The organism is Fusobacteriaceae bacterium (assembly GCA_031272775.1).
Taxonomy (GTDB): Bacteria; Fusobacteriota; Fusobacteriia; order Fusobacteriales; family Fusobacteriaceae; genus JAISST01.
On the sequence record JAISTB010000003.1, the window covers coordinates 1 to 21,886 of the forward strand.

The following is a 21,886-nucleotide window of genomic DNA, read 5'->3' on the forward strand; positions in this document are numbered from 1 at the left end:
CCCACTCAATTCGCAGCGCATTGGCATTCACAATGGTCGCCGCGTCAGTCAGCGGCAAGCGCACATAATACTGCCCGAACTCTTCCGACGCCAACATATTCATCTGGTGGTCCATCAACCACATCCCGACTTGCGCGACCTGGCAGGGAAAATCCTCAATTTCGATCGCGTAAAACTGTCCGACGTTGACCTTCAGGAGATTCTCCACAAAGAGCGTATTCTGCAAGGTAGCCCGCTTCATCCGGAGGATGTCCAACTCCAGGAGCCGCAATTCCCGATACGTGATGATCAAAAAATTCCCGCAACCCGCCGCCGGATCGAGGAACTTCAGACGGCTGATTTTTTCGTGAAAGGCGTCGAGGGCCCTGGCGCTTACCTTGACCCGCTCGAATTCCTCCCGCAGATCATCCATAAAGAGCGGATTGATGAGCTTCAGGATGTTTTCTTCGCTCGTGTAGTGGGCCCCAAGTTCCCGCCGCTGGTCTTTGTTCATAACCCCCTGAAACATGGCCCCGAAAATGGCCGGCGAGATCTTGTTCCAGTCGAAACCCGCGCAGTCGATCAGCGTCTGCCGCATCTTGTCGTTGAATTCGGCCAGGGGCAGAACTTTTTCGAAAAGCCCCCCGTTGATGTAGCGGAAGCGCAGGAGTTCAGGCGAGAGCAGCGTCCTCTTTTCCCTTGTTTCCGGCGGGAGATTCAAGACGTCAAAGAGCTTCCCGAGCCGTTCGGAGAGATCGGATCCGTCTTTTTTGGAATTCTCCAGATACTGCAAAAAGGCGCCGGCGGGAAAGATCCCCGTATCGTCGGCAAAGAGGCAGAACAGCAGGCGCACGAGATAGACCTCGAGGTCGTGTCCCTCGTAGCCGTGAGTTTTCAAGGCGTCGTGGAGCCGCGCCATTTTTTCGGCGGCCTTGACGTTGACGTCGAGCTGGGTCTCCGGTTCTTTATCCGTTTCCGAAAATCCCGCCACATCGGAAAAATGTCGGATATATTTTTTCAGGTCCTTTGTCTTGAAGGAAACAAAGGCGCTGGCGGAGCGCCGTTTGAGCTGGATCGTTTCAAAATCCGAGACCATCCAGAGATCGGGAACCTCTTCGGGCGGCAAGTGGCGCATGTATTCCCCCAACTGCTCAAAAGCCGCGTCAAGGTTCTTCCCCCGGGATTTCATCTCGATGGCGATGGTCCCCTTCCACAGGTAATCGATATAGCCCGTACGGCCGTCGGAAAGCGGAACCTTGTACTCGAAATCGCCGACCCCGAGGGGGTCGTTCACTCCGAAGACCTGCAGGAAATCCCTCTCGAAGGACTGGGCCTCGGCCTCCTCGTTCTTCGCGTCCTTCCATTTGCCCGCAAAGGCAATCGCCCGGGCAAATACGCCCTCCCAATTCACAACGGCCATCCGAATCCTCCTTTATCCTTTACTGCCCATATTATACCGGTTTTCGGCTCGAATCACAAGAAAAAATGCAATTTCCCCCTATCACAAAAAGCGCGATTCGGCGATCGCGCTTTTTGCCTTAACGCATTGCCTGCAGCTTATTCTTTTAAAGCCACCCACCCCATAACCTCGGCCGGATAGTTGGTGATGACGCCCTCACAGCCCCAGGCCGACAATTTTTCTACCTGCTTTTTGCGGTTTACGGTCCAGACGTTGACGCCGATCTTCCAGCGGCGACACTCGTCCACGACTTCTTCCGTCAGCTTCCGGACGTCGGGATGATAGTACGCGAGGCCGAAATTGTCGCAGTAGGCGCCCGCCTGCCCGATCCCTTCGCCGTCGGTCAGTGCGCCGCAGGGAATACCGGGGGCCAGCTCCCTTATTTTCATCACCGACAAATGGTTGAAGGACGAGAAGAGCACGCGGTTTTCGAGGCCGTATTTTGTCACTAAGGCCAGGGTCTTTTCCTCGATGCCCCGATAATAGTACACGCTGGTTTTGAGCTCGATATTGGTCACGAGAGCCTGCCCCGCCGCCCACGCGCAATATTCCTCAAAGGAGGGGACGGACTGGAAGGCGTAGGCAGCCGGTTTTTCCATGCTCAGGCCCCTCTTGGCCGCGTTCAGCTTTTGGATTTCCGCCAAGGTCAGATCGCGCACGAATCCCGCGCCGTCCGTGGTCCGGTCCACCCGCTCGTCGTGGATGATCACCACTTCCCCGTCCTTTGTGAGCTGGACGTCCAGCTCAATGCCGTCGCAGCGCGTATCCGCCGCCTTCTCAAAGGCGAGCATGGTATTTTCGGGATAGCGCCCGCTATACCCTCTATGGGCGAAAATTTTCATAGGATTCTCCTTTGACCCTTGATATGCTTAAAAAATCAAATTCGGGATGAAGAGGCTCACCGCGGGAATAAAGGTCACGAGGACCAGCGCGATGAGGAGCGCGAAGATGAAAGGCATGCATTCCCGGACAAATTCTCCCAGCTCGCAGCGCGTGATGGCGATGCAGGTGAACATCATGGAGCCGAAGGGCGGTGTCAGGCCTCCGATCATGATATTGACGATACAAACGAGACCGAAATGGATCGGATCGACGCCAAGGCTCTTGATGACGGGGACAAGCAGGGGCGCGAGGATAATGAGCGCCGCGCCGCCTTCGAGGAACATCCCGATGATCAGGAGCAACACGTCGATGATCACGAGCATGATCCACTTATTATGGGTGATGTTCAATAAAAATCCCGCGATGGACTGGGGAATCCGCTCCCAGTTCAGGTAGTATCCGAAAACGCCCGCCGCCACAATGATGAAGACCACGGTACTCGTCCCCTGTATGGTCTCGTAGAGGATCTTCGGGATGTGCTCCCATTTGAGCGTGCGGTAAATGAATATGCCCACAAGGGTGCAATAAAGGACGGCCACGGCCCCCGCTTCCGAAGGGGTGAACATGCCTATTCTGAGACCCAGGACGATTCCCAGCGGAAAGAGCAACGCCCAGACGGATTCCTTGGATTGCGCGAGGAATTCCTTCAGCGTGGCCTTCCGCGCCCTGGTGGGCGCGTATTTGCGCTTTTTTGAGATAATGTGCACCGTCACCATCAGACAGAGGGACATGAGAATCCCCGGCGCGTAGCCGGCCGCGAACATCTTCCCCACGGACACTTGGGCAATGAGCCCGTAGACGATGAGGTTGATGCCCGGCGGGATCACCGGGGTCACCGCCGAAGACGCCGCCGTAATCGCGGCCGAAAAGCCCTTGGAAAAGCCCCGCTTTTCCATTTCCGGCACGAGCATCTTGCATTCCATGGCGGCGTCGGCGTTGGCCGAGCCCGAAACGCCGCCCATGAGCATACTCAGGAGCACGTTGCACTGGGCGAGACCTCCGGGCAGGTGCCCCGTCAGCACGTCGGCGAAGCTCATCAATTTTTCGCTGATCCCCGCGTAGTTCATGATGGAGCCCGCCATGACGAAAAAGGGGATCGCCAGAAGCGGGAAAGACTGCGCGCTGGTCACGAATTTCTGGAAAATCAGATCCACAGGCGAAGAGGTGTTGATGGCCCCGAAATACAACATGGACGCCGCAAAGAGCCCGAAGGCGATCGGGATCCCCGAAAAATACAGAAAGAAAACCAGAAATACCGGTATATATGAAATCACGGCGTCCCCTCCTTGTCTTCCAGCTTGCCGGTTTTTTTGATCCGAAGCCCGTCTTCATACAAAAATTTTACGGAGTAAATGAACATCAAGACGAAACTCACCATGAGGGACGAGCTGATCCAGACTGTGGAAATGCCCAGGACCGGCGTGGGTTTTTGATAAGACATGCTCACATAGACAATGCTCACATAGCCCATGTAGCCGGTGATACAAGTCAGCATCACGTCGACGAGCAGCTTCATGAAATTTCTCCCGTACCTGCCGAGTTTATTCACGATGATGTCCACGCCTACATGGCCCCGGCGTTTGTAAAAGGCGGCGGCGCCCAAAAAGACGCTCCAGACGAAGCAGCCCGTGGCCACTTCCTCCGACCAGTACAGCCCGGTTTTCACAAAATATCTGAGGAAGACGTTGACGATGACGAGGATCGTGGTCACGATGATGGCGAAAGACGCCAGGATCTCCTCAAGGTTTCGCAAAATCAATTCCTTGGTGATTTTCATATCCGGTTCCTCCCGAAACGCCCGGGGGCGTAAAAATGGAGATGTTCAAGTTGCGCTGTTTTGTTATTTCGCCGGTCTCTTGGCGATTTCCGCTTTCAGGATGTCGTAGATGCCGGGGGTGACCCCTTTCATCTTTTCGTAAACGGGTTTTACGGCTGCGCCAAAGGCGGCGTTGTCCACGTCGTTAAACTTGATGCCGTCTTTTTCGAGTTTCGCTTTGTAGCCGTCGTAATTATTCGTGATGATCTCGATCATCTCTTTGGCGTTGGCGGTAAATTCTTCCTGAATAATGGCCTGGTATTCGGCGGGAATCTTGTCCCAGACTTTTGTACTGATATAAACGCCGCAGGTACCGAGAAAATGGTTCGTGAAAGCCATATTTTTCGCGACTTCCGCGCTGCCGTTGGTCGCGTAGGCGTCCATGGTCCCTTCGAGTCCGTCCACAACGCCCTGCTGCACGGCGGAGATCGTTTCGGAGAAGGCCATCGGCGTAACGGTCGCGCCCATGGCGGTCAGCGTGTCGATAAAGAGCTGGCTGCCCGGCGTTCTGATTTTCATGCCTTTGAGGTCGGCGGGGGTCTTGATGACTTTATTGGTCATGAGGCTCCGGAAACCGAAAATGTAGTCGAGAGCCAGGATTTTGATGCCCTTTTCTTCGGCTTTCTTGATCATGGCTTTGACGAGATCCGTCTGAATCAGATAAATATACTCGTCAAAATTCGTATACATCATGGGGCCCACGAGGGCGTTGAAATCCGGCACATAGTCGCCCAGATAGGAAGGATCTTCCACGGAAATGAAATCCGCGCCCCGGACCACTTGTTCGAGGCCGTCCTTGTACACGGCCAGCTGGCCCTGAGGGTACGTCTGGATGTCGATGGCGCCGTTGGTGCGGGCTTTGATGTTTTGCGCCGCTTTATCAATGGATTTTGTCAGTTGTTCCCCGGGCGCGAAAACGTGGGAGCACTTCAGCACAAGTTTGAAGTCTTTGGGGGCCGCCGCTTTGACCACGCTGCCGAAGCCGGTCACTACAAATGATACCAGTATTGCCAATCCGAATAACCATGCAGTTCTCTTTTTCATATATCCTCCTTTTTTAGTGGGGGTTTTCCCCTTGTGAATGTTCATTTGTCACAAACCCGGTTTGTTCAACAAATGTTTACCTTGTTATTGTCCTGATTCAAGTATACCACATGGCTAAAATATTGTCAATATATATTAAAAGAAAACATTAAGTCTATATAACAGACAGTTCGCCACAAAACTATTCTGCGCCGACCCCTTGACTTTTCCGTTGAACTATGTTAAACTTTATTATCGCAGCAGAATTCACCAGGAAAAGGAGGCCGATATGGCCGCTCAGAAAGCAACTATACGGGAAATGGCCAAATTGGCGGGCGTATCTCCCGCCTGCGTATCCATGATCCTCAACAAACGAAATTTACAGCGCTTCTCGGAAGAGACCGTCAAAAAAGTCCGTCAGGTGGCGGCCTCGGTTCAGTACAAGCCGAAACACCTGCGGCCCGAAGGCGGTTTTGTGCGCATCATCTGCCCCTCGGTCATGAATCCCTACTATTCGACGCTGATCCAGAGCATCGAGCAGGAGGCCATTGAACGGGGACTTCGCACGTCCATTTGCACGACGTACTGGGACAAATCTATCGAAAAGGCCCTCCTCGACGAGGCCGTGGCCTCCCGGGAGACCTTCGGCGTCATCTTCGCCATGATCCCCCAACAGCCCGAACTGGCGCGAAAGGCCAGCAAGCAGATCCCCGTGGTGGCCGTAGGAGACCGCCTCGACGATCTGGGCTTCGACACCGTGGAAATCAACAATTTTCACGGCGGGGAGGTCATTGGCAACCACTTGATCGAGCTCGGTCACAAGCGGGTGGCCTATATTTCAACGGCCCTGAACGAAGAACACTCGGCCCGGGTTAGACGCTGCGAGGGCTTGCAGGCGGCTTATCACGCCCGGGGCATGGAGGGGGCCGTACGGATCTTTTCCGCCGAGATTCCCTCCTATATCGAGCTCAATACGACGAGTATCGAATACGACACGGGCTATCAGCTGACCCGCAAGTGCATGGCCGAATACGGGGAAGCCACGGCCCTCGTGGTCGTCAACGACATGGTGGCCTACGGAGTCCTGGACGGCTTGGCGGATTTGGGCTTAAGGATACCGGAAGACGTCAGCGTATGCGCCTTTGACAATATTTTCCCCTCGCGCTTTTCGGGGATACAGTTGACGACCGTGGAGCATTCGATCCAGGACCGCGGCCGGAGCGCCTTCCGGCTCATCAGCGAGCGCTTGAAAAATCCCGATTACCCGGCCCACGCCGGGGGCATCAACCGGGTCGAGCACATGGTGCAGCTCGTGGCCCGAAAAACCACGGGCCCGGCCAAATCTTGAAAGAAACCAGCCAGGAAATTCTGCCAAAATTCAACCAATAAGAAACGCGGGAGGTCATATGCAAAAATACTTGGTCGCGCTGGATCAGGGGACAAGCAGTTCCCGATGCATCGTTTTCGACAAAGAGGGGAGCGTCATTGCCCAGGCCCAGCGGGAATTTACACAGATTTTTCCCCGGGACGGGTGGGTGGAACATGATCCCCTGGAGATCTGGTCAAGCCAGCTGTCCGTCCTCGTGGAGGCCATGGCCCGGGCGGGCATAACCCACGGGGACATTGCCGCCATCGGCATTACCAATCAGCGGGAGACGACCATTGTCTGGGACAAAACAACAGGGACGCCCGTCTATAACGCCATCGTGTGGCAGTGCCGGAGGACCGCCGATTATTGCGATCAATTGAAGGAAAAGGGCTTTGAAAAGACTGTCAGAGAGAAGACGGGGCTGATTATCGACGCCTATTTTTCGGGGACGAAAATCCGCTGGATTCTGGAAAATGTCCCGGGCGCCCGGGAAAGGGCGGAGAAAGGGGAGCTGCTTTTCGGAACCGTCGATACCTGGCTTATCTGGAAGCTGACCCGGGGCAAGCGTCACGTAACCGATTACAGCAACGCCTCCCGGACCATGCTCTTCGATATCCGTAAGCTTCGCTGGGACGAGGAAATCCTGAAAGAGCTGGGGATTCCCCGATCCATGCTGCCGGAAGCGCTGCCTTCCAGCGGGATCTTCGGCCTGACGGATCACGAATATCTGGGCGGAGAAGTCCCTGTGGCGGGCGTCGCCGGGGATCAACAGGCCGCTCTTTTCGGGCAGTGCTGCTTTGAACGGGGGAAAGTCAAAAATACCTACGGAACCGGTTGTTTTATCCTGATGAATACAGGGGAAGCGCCGGTAAGCTCTAAAAATGGCCTGATTACGACGATCGCCTGGGGAGAGGGAGGAAAGGTGGAATACGCCCTCGAAGGGAGCGTCTTTATCGCCGGGGCCGCCATCCAATGGCTGCGGGACGGGCTGCGCATGATCGATAACGCCGCCTTTACCGAAACTTACGCAAAAAAAGTCCCCGACAGCAACGGGGTCTATGTGGTGCCGGCCTTTGTGGGGCTCGGCGCGCCCTATTGGGATCAGCACGCCCGGGGGATCATCACGGGCTTGACGCGGGGCGTGGAAAAGGAGCATTTCATTCGCGCCACGCTGGAATCGCTGGCCTGGCAGAGCCGAGACGTCATGAAAGCCATGGAGGCCGACGCCGGGATGCCTGTCAAGGAACTCCGGGCGGACGGCGGGGCCTGCGCCAATAATTTTCTCATGCAGTTTCAGGCGGATATCCTCAATACAAACGTGATCCGCCCCAAGGTCATCGAAAGCACCGCCCTGGGCGCGGTCTACCTCGCCGGGCTCGCCGTGGGGGTCTATCGGGACAGGGCGGATATTCTGCAAAATGTGGCCGTCGACAAAGTCTTCAAGCCCGCCATGGACGCGGAAAGGCGTGAAGCCCTTGCCGCGGGCTGGGCCGAAGCCGTCAGCCGCTGCCTTTCGCCTAGACTTCGCTCCGGGAATCAAGCGCCCGTGAAATCGTAGCCGTATCGGCAAATTCGATGTTGCCGCCGATGGGAATGCCGCTTGCGATCTTGGTGATCCGGATCCCGAAGGGTTTCAGGAGCTTGATCAGGTAGGCTGACGTGACGTCGCCGTCAAAATCGGGGTTGAGCCCCAGAATGATTTCCCGGACATCGTCCCGGGCGATCCGCTCCAGGAGCGGTTTGATGTTGAGCTTGTCGGCGGTCATCCCCGAGAGGGGGGCCAGTTTTCCGTTCAGCACATGGTATTTGCCTTTGTATTTGCCGGTCTTTTCAAAGGAAATGATGTCCCTGCCGTCTTCGACGACGCAGATGGTCCCGCCGTCGCGGGCCTCGTCGGCGCAAATGTCGCAGCGCTCTTTTTCGCTGTAATCGCCGCAGATTACGCAAGTCCGCATGCTTTCCTTCACGGCTTTGAGGGAATCGGCAAAGCGGGCCACCTCTTCATTGGAGAGCCCCAGGATGTGAAAAGCGAGCCGGACGGCGTTCTTTCGCCCGATGCCCGGCAGTTTGTTGAATTCTTCGATCAAGACCTCCAGCGATTTTGTCGCCACGCGTATTCCTCCGGATTCTCGTTATTTGGAAAGCAGGAAGGCCAGATCATGGTCTTCCGCAATGTCATAGTTTCGCGCCCCTTCCCAGGAATAGGACAGCGGATGGGTGACCATTTTGTTGTTTTCGATGCCGACCATGACGCCGCCCTCGTCTTTTTCGAGGACGTCGACGGCCTTTGCCGCCATGCGGGCGGCGAGGATCCGGTCAAAGCCCGAGGGCGTACCGCCTCTTTGCACATGGCCGAGCACGACGGTACGGATTTCCGTCTCCAGCCGCTCTCTCAGCGTGTTGGCGATGTCGTCGACCTTGCCGACGCCTTCGGCCACGAGGATGATGTCGTGCAATTTGCCGCGCTTGCGCCGTTCCTTGATTTGAAAAGCCAGAAGCTCGATGGGATCTTCCATTTCCGGGATCAGGACCCCGTCGCCGCCGCCGGCGATACAGGCCTGCAGGGCCAGATCCCCGGCGTGACGGCCCATGACCTCGATCAGGATCGTCCGTTCATGGGACGTGGCCGTATCCCGCACTTTGGACATGGCGTCGAGAATCGTGTTGAGACAGGTGTCGAAGCCGATGGTGTAATCGGTCCCCTTGATGTCGTTGTCTATGGTGCCGGGAAGGCCCACGACCTTGATGCCGTGTTCGCGCCACAGGGCTTCGGCGCCCCGGTAGGAGCCGTCTCCGCCGATCACGACAACCCCGTCGATACCGCGCTTTTTCAAATTTTGCGCCGCTATGGCGCGGAATTTCGCGTCTTTGAATTCCTCACAGCGGGCCGTCAGCAGGATCGTCCCCCCTTTATCCACGATGCCCGAGAGATAGCGGGTATCGATCGGGAACACTTCGTCGTTCAGCATGCCGAGATAGCCCCGCTGGATTCCGAAGACTTTGAAGCCCTTGTACATGGCGATTTTACCGGCCGCCCGGATTGCCGCGTTCATGCCCGGCGAATCGCCTCCGCTGGTCAAGATTCCGATTTTTTCCAACTCTACTCACCCCTTGTTACTGCTTAAAACATTACTCCTAACACACATACTTCTGTTTTCCGTTTCGTTGTACGATAATGTATACTATTTTTATTATTGATCTTCTTTCGCTTGTCCCTCGAGGAAAAAGCCGATGTTTCTGAATTTTTGGTAGCGGTCGGCCATGAGTTCCGCTTCCGTCAGGGCGCAAAGCCCGTCCAGGGTCTCCAGCAGGGCCTTTTTTACATTTTCCGCCGCTTCCTCAGGATTGCGGTGAACGCCCCCCACAGGTTCCGGAATGATCCGGTCGATGACGCCCAGAGTCAGGAGATCCTGAGCGGATATTTTCAGATTTTCCGCCGCTTCCGAGGCTTTGGAGGCGTCTTTGTACAGGATGGCCGCGCAGCCTTCGGGAGAAATGACCGAATAGACCGAGTGTTCCAGCATCAGGATCCGGTTCGTGACGCCGAGACCCAGAGCCCCGCCGCTGCCGCCTTCCCCGATGACCACGGAGATCATCGGTACCCTAAGGCCGCTCATTTCCATGAGATTCCGGGCGATGGCCTCGCCCTGCCCGTGCTCTTCGGCCTCGATGCCGGGATAGGCCCCGGGTGTATCGATAAAGGTCACGATGGGGATCCGGAAGCGGTCCGCCAGCTTGAAGAGCCTGAGCGCCTTCCGGTAGCCTTCGGGATTGGCCATGCCGAAGTTGCGGAAAAGCTTTTCGTCGGTGGTCCGGCCCTTTTGATGGCCCACGACCATGATCCTGCGGCCCTCCAGCTTGCAAAAGCCCCCGACTATGGCGGGATCTTCCCGGAACAGCCTGTCGCCGTGGAGTTCCACAAAGTTCGTCGTGATCTGTTCGATATAGTCCATCGTATAGAGTCTTTTGGGGTGCCGGGAAATGAAAACCTTGTCCCAGGACGTCAGATTGCTGTAGATTTCCTTGAGTTTTTCCTCTTTTTCGCGATTCAGCCGAGCGATTTCTTCCGTGAGGTCAATTTGCATTTCTTTAGCGAAATTCTTGAGCTCGAGGATTTTGTTCTCTATCTGGATAATGTCGTGTTCAAACTCCATATGTCCCACTTCCTTCGCCGTCGGAAACCACAATATTGCTTAAAATGGCGGCCAGCGTTTGCTTCAGGTCTTCCCGCTTGGCGATAACGTCGATCATGCCCGCTTTCTGCAAAAATTCGCTGGTCTGGAAACCCTCGGGCAGCTTTTGCTTGATGGTCTGCTCGATGACGCGCCGTCCCGCGAAGCCGATCAGGGCCTTGGGCTCGCTGATGATGATGTCGCCCAGCATGGCAAAGGAAGCCGTCACGCCGCCAGTCGTGGGATTGACCGGCACGGAAATAAAGGGGATGCCGGCCATGCGTAATTTCTCCAGCGCCGCCGACGTCTTGGCCATCTGCATCAGGGAAAGGATCCCTTCGTGCATGCGCGCCCCGCCCGAGGAGGCCACGACGATCACGGGGATTTTTTCCGCGAGGGCCAGCTCGATGGCGTCCGTAATCTTTTCTCCGACCACGGAACCCATGCTGCCCCCGAAAAAGCGGAAGTCCATGACGGCGATGGACACCCGGATTCCGCCGATGTTGCCGGTCCCGGTAACGACGCCGTCCGTCATTTCAAGCTCGCTCTTGGCTTCGGCGTATTTTTCCCCGTAGCCCGGGAAAGAGAGGGGGTTGCCGCTCTCCATGGCCGTTTGGGTCTCCGTGAAGGTCCCTTCGTCGATCAGAAGGGCAATGCGGTCTCTGGCCGACATGTTGAAATAATAGTCGCAACGCGGGCATTTTTCAAGGTTGCGTTCCAGATCCACCCGATACAGGATTTCCTGACAACTGGGGCATTTGATCCACAAATCGGTCTTTTTGCTCTCTATTTTTTTCTTTTCCTCAAACTGAACTTGTTTTTCTTCCTGGGAATCCACGGTCAGGGTGACGTATTTTTTCCGCCCCCGCGTCAGTGAAAAATTGCTCTTGAACAGTTTCATACTACCTCCCGGGGCAAATTCCCCGTTCTGATCCCTTGATCTGAGTTTTGAGTGCTTTCATTACTCTACATTGTAGCATATTCCGAAAAAAAAATCTATCGTATTCCACGGAATTTCATTTTTTTTTGACCTTTCCGTCCAACTCTCCGCAAAATACAATTTCACGCCCTCTTCAATTTTGAAGAGCATTTAAAATTATATTGTAGACAAAACATATTTTTTATGGTAAAATAACATTGAAAAATCTTGTCGGCAAGTTGTCATGATTCACGTTGGGGTTACGTATAACAGGAGAACTTGAGATATGGTGATCACAAAGAGAAGCCGGATAATCCGGAGCAGCAAGAAAGAACCCGGCGATTTCCTCCTGCAGGGCATCCCGGTCGCTTTCAAAAAATTTATGCACTGCAGACAGCAGTCGGATTTGGAAGTTTTGGAACACTTCTGTGAAGATTACTTCGGGCGGACACTGGAAGATCTCACGGCTCAGACGGAGATCTGCTTTTGCAATGAGAGCGACGTCGAGCGCTACAACACCCTGAGACGCGGCCGGCCGGGGCTCACATCGGCGGCGGCTTCCTACGACCAGGACAGGCTGCTCTATCTGCCCGTCGAGGGGGATCCCATTGATTTTTCCGACGGAGACGCCTGCTTTGATACGGAAAATGTTTCGATTGAGATGAGACTGTTTGTCCGGGAGTTGACCTGCGCGGTGCAGATCGGGCAAATCAAGGCCCTGGCCAGGGAAAAATCCCAATCTTCCCGGGAGGATTTCAGAATCCTGCGAATAAGGAACAATGATCCCTATGACATTGAGGCGGCCGAGACCGCGAGGTTGTACGGCATTTACGCCGATCACTACAAAAAGACAGACCGCCCCGATACGAGGATCATCCTGTGCGCCATCCAGGAACTCCAGTCGGATTGTCCCGATACGGGAGAATACCAGTGGTTTCGCAAGCGGCTCCAGCGCAAATATCTCGAACTGGAGTTGTCGTCCTCCGGGTGCTGAATATCAGAGAATTTTGAAGATTGAATGAAAAACCCGCCGCTTTCGGAATAAGCGGCGGATTTTTTTCATTTTTTATTGTCGTTGATCAGAGAACCGGCCTTGAGAATACGCTTTTCGGCGTCGGTCAGAGGCGCGATGGAAAGCGCGATTTCCCGCGGCGTCCCGCTCAAAACCCAGGCCTTGATCGCCCGCGTGTCTCCGTTGAGGGCGCTTTTGATCCCGGGGACATAGATCCAGTCCCCCACCGCGAAATCAGGCTCTCCCGCCAGCAGAAAGGGAATCATCCCCCAGTTGAGGAGATTGGAGCGATAGCGTTTCGTCGCGTATTCGGAAGCGATATTGGCGAGCCCTCCCAATACTCTTTGAGAGCTGGCGGCCTGCTCCCGGGCAGAGCCGTCTCCGGGTTTTTTCGCGTAGATGACGCTGCCGATTTCCGTCTGCGCCGGATCAATCCCGCTTTGCCCCGGCAGCGCCGCAATCTTTTCGAAGATTCCTGCCAAATCCGGATCGGTATCGAGGGGAGATTTTCCTTCCCGTCTCGCCCGCTCCACGGCGTCCACGGCCTTGGCCCGTCCCACATAGCCGGGATCCCTGCGGAAAAGGGCAAATTCCGCCAAGCCCAGCGGGTTGGAGCGGTAGGAAGACGTCTCCCCCGAGGGGATCAACTCATCGGTGGTCGTTACGGGATCGAGAATTTTTGAGACAACTTTGAGGAGGATATTCTCCGTAAGAACGCTCTGCTCGGGCCAGTCCTTGATGTTGGGCCCGTAGATCAGCTCCGCTCCGGGTTCCGCCTTTCCGAAGCCGAAATACACCCGTTTTTGGTAGACGCCGTCGTCGAAGGTATAAGCCGGTACGACATAATCCTCGGCCACATCGCTTGCCGCCGTCAGGATCCCGCCATTGGCCGCTGTGGCCGCGATGGAGCGGGCGTCCATCAGGGCTACCGCCGACAGTTGTCCGTTCGTGGGGATGGAGCCTTCCCGATTGGGGAAATTCCGCGTGTTGTGCCGGATGCTGAGCGACCCGTTGGCGGGGGTGTCCCCGGCCCCGAAACAGGGTCCGCAGAAAGCGGTCCGGATAATGGCCCCGGCCTCGGTCAGGTCCGTGATTGCCTGCTTTTTCAGCAAGTCCACAAAGACCGGCTGGGACGAGGGGTAAATGGAAAGGGAAAAGGCGCCGTTCCCGCAGGATTTTCCCTTGAGGAGGTGAGCCGCTTCCATGACGTTGGTATAATTTCCTCCGGCGCAGCCGCCGATGATGCCCTGCTCGACCCGGAGTTTTCCACCCGTGAGCTTTCCGGTAAAATCGATTTTGACTTCTTTATTTTCGATGAGCCGCGCCGCGTCTTCCTCGACCTTTCGCAGGATATCGCCGGCATTGGCGTTGAACTCAGCGATGGGATAGACATTGCTGGGGTGGAAAGGAAGCGCGATCATGGGCTTGATTTTCCCGAGATCCACAACGATCATCCCGTCATACCAGGCGACTTCTCCGGGGTTGAGCTCTTTATAATCGCCGCCCCTGCCATGGGTTTCAAGATACATTTTTGTATCGTCATCGGTCCGCCAGATGGAGGAAAGACAAGTCGTTTCCGTCGTCATGACGTCTATGCCATTTCGGTAATCCGTCGTCATGGACGATACGCCCGGGCCCGTGAATTCCATGATTTTATTGTTCACATAGCCGTTTTTGAATACGGCCCCGATGATGGCGAGCGCCACGTCCTGGGGTCCCACGCCGGGCGCGGGCTTCCCTTGGAGATAGACGCCCACAACCCCGGGATAAGAGATATCCCAGGTGTCGCCAAGGAGCTGTTTTACAAGCTCGCCGCCCCCTTCGCCCACAGCCATGGTCCCCAGAGCCCCGTAGCGGGTATGGGAATCGGAGCCCAAGATCATGCGGCCGCCGCCAGCCATCATTTCCCGCATATACTGATGGAGGACCGCGATGTGCGGGGGAACGTAAACGCCGCCGTATTTTCGCGCCGCCGAAAGCCCGAAGAGATGGTCGTCCTCGTTGATGGTCCCGCCTACGGCGCAAAGGCTGTTGTGGCAGTTGGTCAGCACATAGGGCAGCGGGAATTTTTCCATGCCCGAGGCCTTGGCGGTCTGGATAATCGCTACGAAAGTGATGTCGTGGGACGTCATGGAATCGAATTTGATCTTGAGCTTTTCCATGTCGCCCGAAGTGTTGTGGGACGCGAGGATCCCGTAGGATATGGTCTGCTTTTTCGCCTCTTCTCTGGAGATTTTCCGGCCAAGGCGGGCCTGAAGCTCTTTTTCGTTATGCTCTTCGACGATTTCCCTCCCGTTGATGAGGTAAGCGCCGCCTTTTGTCAGTTTGATCATTCTTTCCTCCTGCGCGTGATTTTGCTTTTGCTTTTATTATACATTATTTTTTGGGTTTTGTATATGGGGGAATGTGTTTTTGCGGTTTCCGGCCGCTTGAGCGGAAGGGATTATACATCAAAGCCGTTCAGCATCTTTTTTGACCATAATTCATGAGAAATTTACTCAAAAACAAAATAGACAGTACAAAGAAATTATGGTATCATATTTGTAATAAATATCAGGACAAAATCGCCCTGAAGCGCGTACACAATTTCCGCGGGGTGTAAAATCATTGAGGAGGGCCGCATGAGGCCGGAAGAATATTTGGACAGAGAGTTGGAAACCATAGAAAGGGAGATCGAAGCCCTGGGTGACGATCTCGGACTTTTGATCGGCAGATTGCGGGAAAAACGGTTGCGCGCCGCGGAAAACAACCGGTTCGGGATCTTTGATGAGCCGCATCAGTTGACGGTTTCAGACGAGTCTTGACAAATCCGGAAGTAAACTCTTGACAAAGTTGGAAGTAAACTCTTGACAAATCCGGAAGTAAACCCTTGACAAAATCGGAAGTGACCTGTATAATATAGGCGTAGTCAAGGGAGGAAACGCTATGAATACCCGCTATCTGCCGCGCATTGCGGATGAAAAATTGAAGTTGATGCTTGCCACGTCGGGGGCGACGCTGATTGTGGGTCCCAAATGGTGCGGGAAGACCCGGACTGCCGAAGAAATGGCCAAAAGCGTTTTATATATGCAGGATCCGGATAATTCTGCGGCTTATAAGCAACTTGCCGATACAAAACCTTCAAAATTGTTGGAAGGAGACGTCCCCCGGCTTCTCGATGAATGGCAGACGGCGCCCGTTTTGTGGAATGCCGTCCGTTTTGCCGTTGACAGACGGCGGGAACGAGGTCAATTCATCCTGACCGGATCCGTTATCCCGCCGGACTATCCGGACATGCACACGGGCACAGGCCGGATCAGCCGGATGACCATGCGGACCATGTCACTTTTTGAAACCGGAGAATCCACCGGTGGAATCTCCTTGCGGGATCTGTTTGACGGAAAAACGGAACTGTTCGACGAGAACAAGCTGACCATCGAAAAAATCGCGTATATTCTTACCCGCGGAGGTTGGCCGGAAGCGGTTTGCGAAGAGAATGAAATTTACGCGCGGCGAATTGCATATAACTACCTGGATGCCGTGGCAAATCAAGATATGTCCGACATTGACGGCGTGGAAAGAAATCCTGTCCGGGTATACGCCCTGATGCGATCCGTCGCGAGAAATATCTCTACGCAGGCCAATACAAGCACGCTGGTGAAGGACCTCATCGCAAATGACGAAGGATTGTCGGACAAGACCGTCAACGATTATCTCGACGCGCTGAAAAAGCTTTTTGTTTTGGAGGATCTGCCCGCATGGAGTCCTCATCTTCGTTCCAAAAGAGCGATCCGCACCACGGCGAAACGGCATTTTACAGACCCGTCCATTGCCACCGCAGCTTTAGGCGCCGATGCCAAAATGCTTTTTCAGGATTTCAACTTGTTTGGATTGTTGTTCGAATCCTTGTGTATCCGGGATTTGCGAATCTACACGGACGCTTTGGATGGGGCCGTGTTTCATTATCGTGACCAGACCAATTTCGAAGTGGACGCGATTATACAACTGCGGGACGCCCGCTGGGCCGCTGTGGAAATCAAAATGGGCGCCGGCGCCATCGAAAAGGCGGCGGAAAATCTCTTGAAATTCAGAGATAATATCGATACGAACAAAACGCCGCCTCCTTCTTTTTTGATGGTGATGACCGGCACGCAATACGCGTTTCAAATGAAAAACGGCGTGTGGATCGTTCCCGTCGGCTGTCTTCGAAATTGACCCGGGGAGAACTGAAACAACCCCCAAAGCCGGCGCACAGGCCCGCCATTTTTCCCGATTTTATCTATCGAAAAAAACCAAAACCCTATATTATACCTCTTTTCTCTCAAAAAGTCAAAGAATTTTAAAATTTTGCTTGTGAATGCGGGCAAAATGCGCTATAATTATTCTATACAATGAAAAGAGGTGAATTTCTTTGCCGCAAAACAAATACAGTGAAAACCGAAAAAAGTTCAACTTGTTTTTGGGGGATTTTTATTGCGACCTGATCGGAGCGCCTGTTCGCGCGCGGTTGACGGAGCGGTTTCTCGACTTGCTGAAGGCCGGCGGCAGAGAGCGGGGCGACGATTATACCGAAACCGTCCGCCTGAAAAATTCCCTTTCCGAAGTCAGCCAGACCTGGCTCGACAAGGCTCTCGGTCACAGGGCCGATATCCTTGATCTTCTGCGCGGCGACTACGCCGGGGTTCGCCTGACAGACAAAGCCCTGCTCGACGGGATCATCTCTTCGGGCAAATTTTCCGTTATCCTGACGACCCATTATGACCGTTTTATCGAAGAGATCCGGGATTGCGGCGAGACCATTCACCGCATGGATCCCTTCCGTTTCGCGGAAGCCAAAAACGACAAGATCCGTTATTACAAACTCTTGGGCGATATTTCCTCCGAGTACGAGATCATCGTGACCGATCAGGATATCAAAAAAATGAAAAAACTGAGCTTTTACAAGGCCTTCTATGAAGCCGCCCGCAAGGAATTGCAGCTGCGTCCGACAATATTCTGGGGCGTCAATCTCCTCGATCCCGATATGCTGGACCTGATGGACTTTCTCCTGGGGCCCGTGGAAGAGCTGAATCAGCCCATTTACCTCGTCCCCTCGGTTCCGCTGGTGAGCGGCAGCATCTTGAAGCTGATCGGCAAATACAGCATGACGCCGGTCTACGCCAAAGCCGCGGACGTCCTCGCGCACTTGGGACCCGACGGCCTCGACAGCGCCTGGCTTTCGCGCAACACGAGGAAAATTACGCCCTTTGAAGGGGAGCTCTACGTCTTGGAGGGCTTGGAATCGGAGGCCTACGCCTGGTATTACGGCCCCAAAAAGGAGCTTGGAGACTCGGTAATTCAATATCCGGAGCAAATCGAATTCAAAGAGGAACCGCATGAAGAACAGATCGAGCCCGTCGTCAATGAATCTTCCCCTGAACCGATAACCGTAGGGGCGAATGAAGACCCCGCCGAGCCCCTGATTACCTCTGTAAATACGGATATCACCGCTATTCCCGAAGACGCCACCCTTGAGGAAATCGCGGAAATGGCGGCCGGCGCCGTTGTCGAAGAGCCTGCGGCAGAAGAGGCGACCAGCGAAGAAATTGTGGTTGCAGCCAAGGAAACCGGGACGGATGGGACCGAAGAGGCGGCAAGTGAAGGATTTGCGACTGTAACTGAAGAAGAGATCTTGGAAGAAGAGATCTTGGAAGAAGAGATAACCATAGAAGAAAAAACCGCGCCGGAGGAACCCGTGCCCGCCCCTTTGTCCCTGGATCTCCTGGCCCCGACCCTCGAGTCGGATCTGACCCTCGAGCATATCGGCGGTTACCTCGATGAGACCGAAAACAAGGTCTTGGCGCCCGAAGTCTTCAAAGAAGAGATCGTTGTGATCGAAGGGCGCCCCGACGCGCCGGTATTGCGCGCGGAGGCCTTTGCGGTCGGAAGTCCCGCGCCCGCAGACCTCGCGCCGGAAAATCCGGGACCGGAACCGCTGATTTCCGCGGAGACCGCTCTGATTTCACTCGTTTCGGAAGAAGCGCCGGAAAGTGATCCGCCGATCACGCGGCTCAGCGATCTCGAAATCTATGACGGCGGCGAAGGTCCAGACGAACCCCAGACCATAGACCTTCCCCACGCGGCGGCTGAAGCCGCGGCCCTCGCAGCGGAGACGGAAGAGCCCCTGCCGAAGACCGACGTCCCTGTGGACGATCTGCTGCCCGAGACGAAGGAGCTCCCCAAGACCTATGAGGAAATCCTGCAACTGGCCGCGGAAAAAAAGATCATCAATATCGAGGCTTTCCAAAGGGAGCGGTATTCGGCGGAAGAATCCGCCGGACCGGAAGCGGAGGAAACGCCGCCGGAACCCCTTGTCTACCGGGAGCCCAGGACCCATATCCTCGACGGGGACCGTTGCGGCGTCGAGACGAACCTCAGCAAAAAATACGCCTCCATGGGGCTTGTGGATTTCCGCATCGAAAGCGACAACCTGACCCAGGTCATCGACAGCAAAAAAATCGAACGGATCGGGACGGCCGATATCCAGGTGGGCGACCGGATCATCAACAGCGCCGAGCTCAGGCTCTATCTGCGTCAGAGCAACTACGACGTGCTGGAGATCAAAACGAGGGAATTCATGCTCTCCGTCGGCGTCACCCAGGCGCGGGAAGGATTTCTCACCCGCTGCGGAGATTTCTACAAATACCAGATCTTCAGCGGGATCAAGAACACCCGTCTCGAAGATGTCCTGAAAAAGCTCCAGACCTTCTTCTCTGGCGTCCGGGTGCAGTTCTACATCCAGGATTATGTGGGCGATTTCACAAGCCGGGCCGTGGAAAGCGAGACGTACAAATTCGATCTGCTGCTGGATTTCCTGCGAAATTACTGCAAGATCACCGAAAACCTCAATTTGACCAAAGAAAAGAACATGTCGGAAATGCAAAATACATTTTACACGCTGTCGCTGCTCTCGATCCACGAGAATCTCAGCGAGGGCAAGACCTTCTCGGGCGCCGTGAGCTTCACGATCCCCACAGACGGGGAAATCGAAGCCGGAGATAGCCTGATCTTCGAAAAGATCCACACGCTCCGCTTCAAGGGGATCGGCTATGACCTCAAGGAGACGATCGCCCTGAAAGAACCTGTGGCCCCGGAGGAAATCAGCGACGGCATCTTGAGCTGTCGGGACAGAAAAGTCGGCATTTCCCTCGCGAAGCTCGAAAAAGCCCAGGAAATGAAGCCCGCCAAAAGCGAATAGCACGAAAACGCCGGTCCCTTGCAGAGAGGGGCCGGATTTATTTCCCATAAGCGGCAATTGCGGGCCGGGGGACTTTTTGCAAATTTCATTGACAAATCGGGCGATTTATGTTACTGTTGTTGTATCAAAAACCTTTTTCACGAGAATGTGATCATGAATATCGAACGTTTTGAACAGTTTCCCCGGAGGGTTGACGTGTTTTTTAGCATTTCTGTCAATGACAATCAGATAGCCTGTGCCTGGGGAAACAAGAAAAAGGGGAACTTGTACCGGTTCAAACAAAAACAAGAGGTCTAAGTGTACACTTTGCAGGATGAAGTTCAGCTTAGACCTTTTTAATTCTACACGCAACGGAGGAAACATGAAAACGGACATCCAAATCGCCCAGGAATGCAAACTGACGGAAGTGGCTGAAATCGCCAAAAAAATCGGGATCTCTCCCGACGACATCGAGCAGTACGGCAAATACAAGGCCAAAGTCAGTCTCGACGTATTGAAAAAGCTGAAAGATAAAAAAGACGGGAAGCTGATCCTCGTGACGGCCATCACGCCGACCCCCGCCGGAGAAGGGAAATCCACGGTGACCGTGGGTCTCTCCCAGGCCCTGAACAAATTGGGCAAACGCTCCGTGGCGGCCCTGCGGGAGCCTTCTCTGGGACCCGTATTCGGGATCAAGGGCGGCGCCACCGGCGGCGGTTATGCCCAGGTCGTTCCCATGGAGGACATCAACCTCCATTTTACCGGGGATTTGCACGCCATCGGCGTCACCCACAACCTGATCGCGGCCTGTATCGATAACCACATCGCCTCGGGCAACGCCCTCGATATCGACGTGACGAAAATCACCTGGAAACGGGTCGTCGACATGAACGACCGGGCGCTCAGGGACGTCGTGATCGGCCTCGGCGGAAAAGCCAACGGCATCCCCCGGGAGTCGAGCTTCCAGATCACGGTGGCCTCCGAGATCATGGCGGTCCTCTGCCTGGCCGATTCCCTGGCCAACCTCAAAGAAATGATCAAAAACATCATCTTCGGCTACTCCCGGGACGGAAAGGCCCTTAAAGTAGGAGATCTCCATATCGAAGGGGCGGCGGCGGCCCTGATGAAAGAAGCCGTCAAGCCCAATCTCGTCCAGACGCTGGAAAATACGCCTGCCTTCATTCACGGCGGTCCTTTTGCCAACATCGCCCACGGCTGCAACTCCATTCTGGCCACGAAACTGGCGCTGAAAACCTCGGACTACGCGGTCACCGAAGCGGGATTTGCCGCGGATTTGGGCGCGGAAAAATTCCTCGACATCAAATGCAGGAAAGCGGGCTTTACGCCCAACTGCATTGTCCTCGTGGCCACGGTGCGGGCCTTGAAGCACCACGGCGGCGCAAAGGAACTCAATGTCGAAAACTTGGAGGCCCTGGCCAAAGGCAGCGAAAACCTGGAAAAACATGTGGAAAATATGAGAAAATACGGCCTTCCGGTCGTAGTCGCGATCAATCGTTTTGTCTCGGATACGGAAAAGGAGACAAAATTTATAGAAGAATTCTGCGCGAAATTGGGCGTCCCCGTGGCTTTGACCGAAGTCTGGGAAAAGGGCGGAGAGGGCGGCCTCGCCCTGGCGAAGGAGGTTCTCAAGGCCATCGAAGCGGGGACAGATCACTACGCGCCGCTTTATCCCCTCGATCTGCCGGTCAAGGACAAGATCGTCAGGATCGCCACGGAGATCTACGGCGCCGACGGCGTGGAATTTTCCCCGGCCGCCAAAAGAATGCTCAAAACCATCGATGAATTGGGCTACGGCAATTATCCGGTCTGTGTGTCCAAGACCCAGAAATCCCTTTCGGATAACGCGGCCCTGCTGGGCCGACCCCGGAATTTCACGGTGACCATAAACGAGCTCCGGATCGCCTCGGGGGCGGGCTTCATCGTGGCCATGGCGGGAGACATCATCGATATGCCGGGACTGCCTAAAAAACCGGCTGCGGAACAGATCGACATCGACGAAAACGGCGTCATCTCCGGTCTCTTTTAAGAGAGCGGAAGGG

Annotated in this window: 17 protein-coding genes; 7 read left to right on the plus strand and 10 right to left on the minus strand. The window is 54.9% G+C overall.

The annotated features are described in order from the left end of the window. From LBQ97_00390 to LBQ97_00410, 5 genes are all read right to left on the minus strand, one after another. On the minus strand, positions 1-1,399 hold a 1,399-nt coding region (locus LBQ97_00390), incomplete at its 3' end, for a hypothetical protein (protein MDR1831180.1). A 137-nt stretch (positions 1,400-1,536) separates the two neighbouring features. Beyond that, positions 1,537-2,280: a glycerophosphodiester phosphodiesterase gene (locus LBQ97_00395; GenBank protein MDR1831181.1), complete on the minus strand. Its 744-nt coding sequence runs from the start codon at positions 2,278-2,280 to the stop codon at positions 1,537-1,539. A 27-nt stretch (positions 2,281-2,307) separates the two neighbouring features. Beyond that, a complete protein-coding gene (locus LBQ97_00400) occupies positions 2,308-3,594 on the minus strand; it encodes a TRAP transporter large permease (protein MDR1831182.1) in 1,287 nt (428 codons plus the stop codon). Continuing rightward, positions 3,591-4,097: a TRAP transporter small permease gene (locus tag LBQ97_00405; GenBank protein ID MDR1831183.1), complete on the minus strand. Its 507-nt coding sequence runs from the start codon at positions 4,095-4,097 to the stop codon at positions 3,591-3,593. Before LBQ97_00405 ends, LBQ97_00400 begins: the two co-directional genes overlap by 4 nt. A 63-nt stretch (positions 4,098-4,160) precedes the next feature. Further along, positions 4,161-5,180: a C4-dicarboxylate TRAP transporter substrate-binding protein gene (locus LBQ97_00410; GenBank protein ID MDR1831184.1), complete on the minus strand. Its 1,020-nt coding sequence runs from the start codon at positions 5,178-5,180 to the stop codon at positions 4,161-4,163. A 268-nt stretch (positions 5,181-5,448) separates the two neighbouring features. On the opposite strand from LBQ97_00410, the gene LBQ97_00415 reads away from it, so the two are divergent. Continuing rightward, positions 5,449-6,507 (plus strand): LacI family transcriptional regulator, encoded by a 1,059-nt coding sequence (locus LBQ97_00415; protein MDR1831185.1) that lies wholly within the window; start codon positions 5,449-5,451, stop codon positions 6,505-6,507. Positions 6,508-6,565: 58 nt separating this feature from the next. Further along, a complete protein-coding gene (glpK, locus tag LBQ97_00420) occupies positions 6,566-8,086 on the plus strand; it encodes a glycerol kinase GlpK (protein ID MDR1831186.1) in 1,521 nt (506 codons plus the stop codon). Here the strand turns inward: glpK and recR are convergent. The 4 genes from recR to accD form a co-directional block, all read right to left on the minus strand. Further along, positions 8,046-8,639: a recombination mediator RecR gene (gene recR / locus LBQ97_00425; protein ID MDR1831187.1), complete on the minus strand. Its 594-nt coding sequence runs from the start codon at positions 8,637-8,639 to the stop codon at positions 8,046-8,048. The genes glpK and recR overlap by 41 nt on opposite strands. A 21-nt stretch (positions 8,640-8,660) precedes the next feature. Beyond that, positions 8,661-9,626 (minus strand): 6-phosphofructokinase, encoded by a 966-nt coding sequence (gene pfkA / locus LBQ97_00430; protein ID MDR1831188.1) that lies wholly within the window; start codon positions 9,624-9,626, stop codon positions 8,661-8,663. A 93-nt stretch (positions 9,627-9,719) separates the two neighbouring features. Further along, on the minus strand, positions 9,720-10,682 hold the full coding sequence (locus tag LBQ97_00435; protein MDR1831189.1) for an acetyl-CoA carboxylase carboxyltransferase subunit alpha: 963 nt from the start codon (positions 10,680-10,682) through the stop codon (positions 9,720-9,722). Then, entirely contained in the window at positions 10,672-11,601 is a 930-nt protein-coding gene (accD, locus tag LBQ97_00440; GenBank protein MDR1831190.1) for an acetyl-CoA carboxylase, carboxyltransferase subunit beta, read from the minus strand. Before accD ends, LBQ97_00435 begins: the two co-directional genes overlap by 11 nt. 304 nt (positions 11,602-11,905) lie before the next feature. Here accD and LBQ97_00445 point away from each other — a divergent pair, with 304 nt between their 5' ends. Continuing rightward, positions 11,906-12,613: a hypothetical protein gene (locus LBQ97_00445; GenBank protein ID MDR1831191.1), complete on the plus strand. Its 708-nt coding sequence runs from the start codon at positions 11,906-11,908 to the stop codon at positions 12,611-12,613. A gap of 65 nt (positions 12,614-12,678) precedes the next feature. Here the strand turns inward: LBQ97_00445 and LBQ97_00450 are convergent, their stop codons facing one another. Next, a complete protein-coding gene (locus LBQ97_00450) occupies positions 12,679-14,964 on the minus strand; it encodes a hydratase (protein MDR1831192.1) in 2,286 nt (761 codons plus the stop codon). Between the two features lie 288 nt (positions 14,965-15,252). Here LBQ97_00450 and LBQ97_00455 point away from each other — a divergent pair, with 288 nt between their 5' ends. From LBQ97_00455 to LBQ97_00470, 4 genes are all read left to right on the plus strand, one after another. Next, positions 15,253-15,435, plus strand: a complete 183-nt coding sequence (locus tag LBQ97_00455; protein MDR1831193.1) for a hypothetical protein — start codon at positions 15,253-15,255, stop codon at positions 15,433-15,435. Between the two features lie 121 nt (positions 15,436-15,556). Then, a complete protein-coding gene (locus LBQ97_00460; protein MDR1831194.1) occupies positions 15,557-16,825 on the plus strand; it encodes a DUF4143 domain-containing protein in 1,269 nt (422 codons plus the stop codon). A gap of 244 nt (positions 16,826-17,069) precedes the next feature. Continuing rightward, complete coding sequence (locus tag LBQ97_00465; protein MDR1831195.1) at positions 17,070-19,847, plus strand: SIR2 family protein; 2,778 nt, start codon at positions 17,070-17,072, stop codon at positions 19,845-19,847. A 361-nt stretch (positions 19,848-20,208) separates the two neighbouring features. After that, positions 20,209-21,873, plus strand: coding sequence for a formate--tetrahydrofolate ligase (locus LBQ97_00470; GenBank protein MDR1831196.1), 1,665 nt, complete (start codon positions 20,209-20,211; stop codon positions 21,871-21,873). The last annotated feature ends 13 nt before the right edge of the window (positions 21,874-21,886 follow it).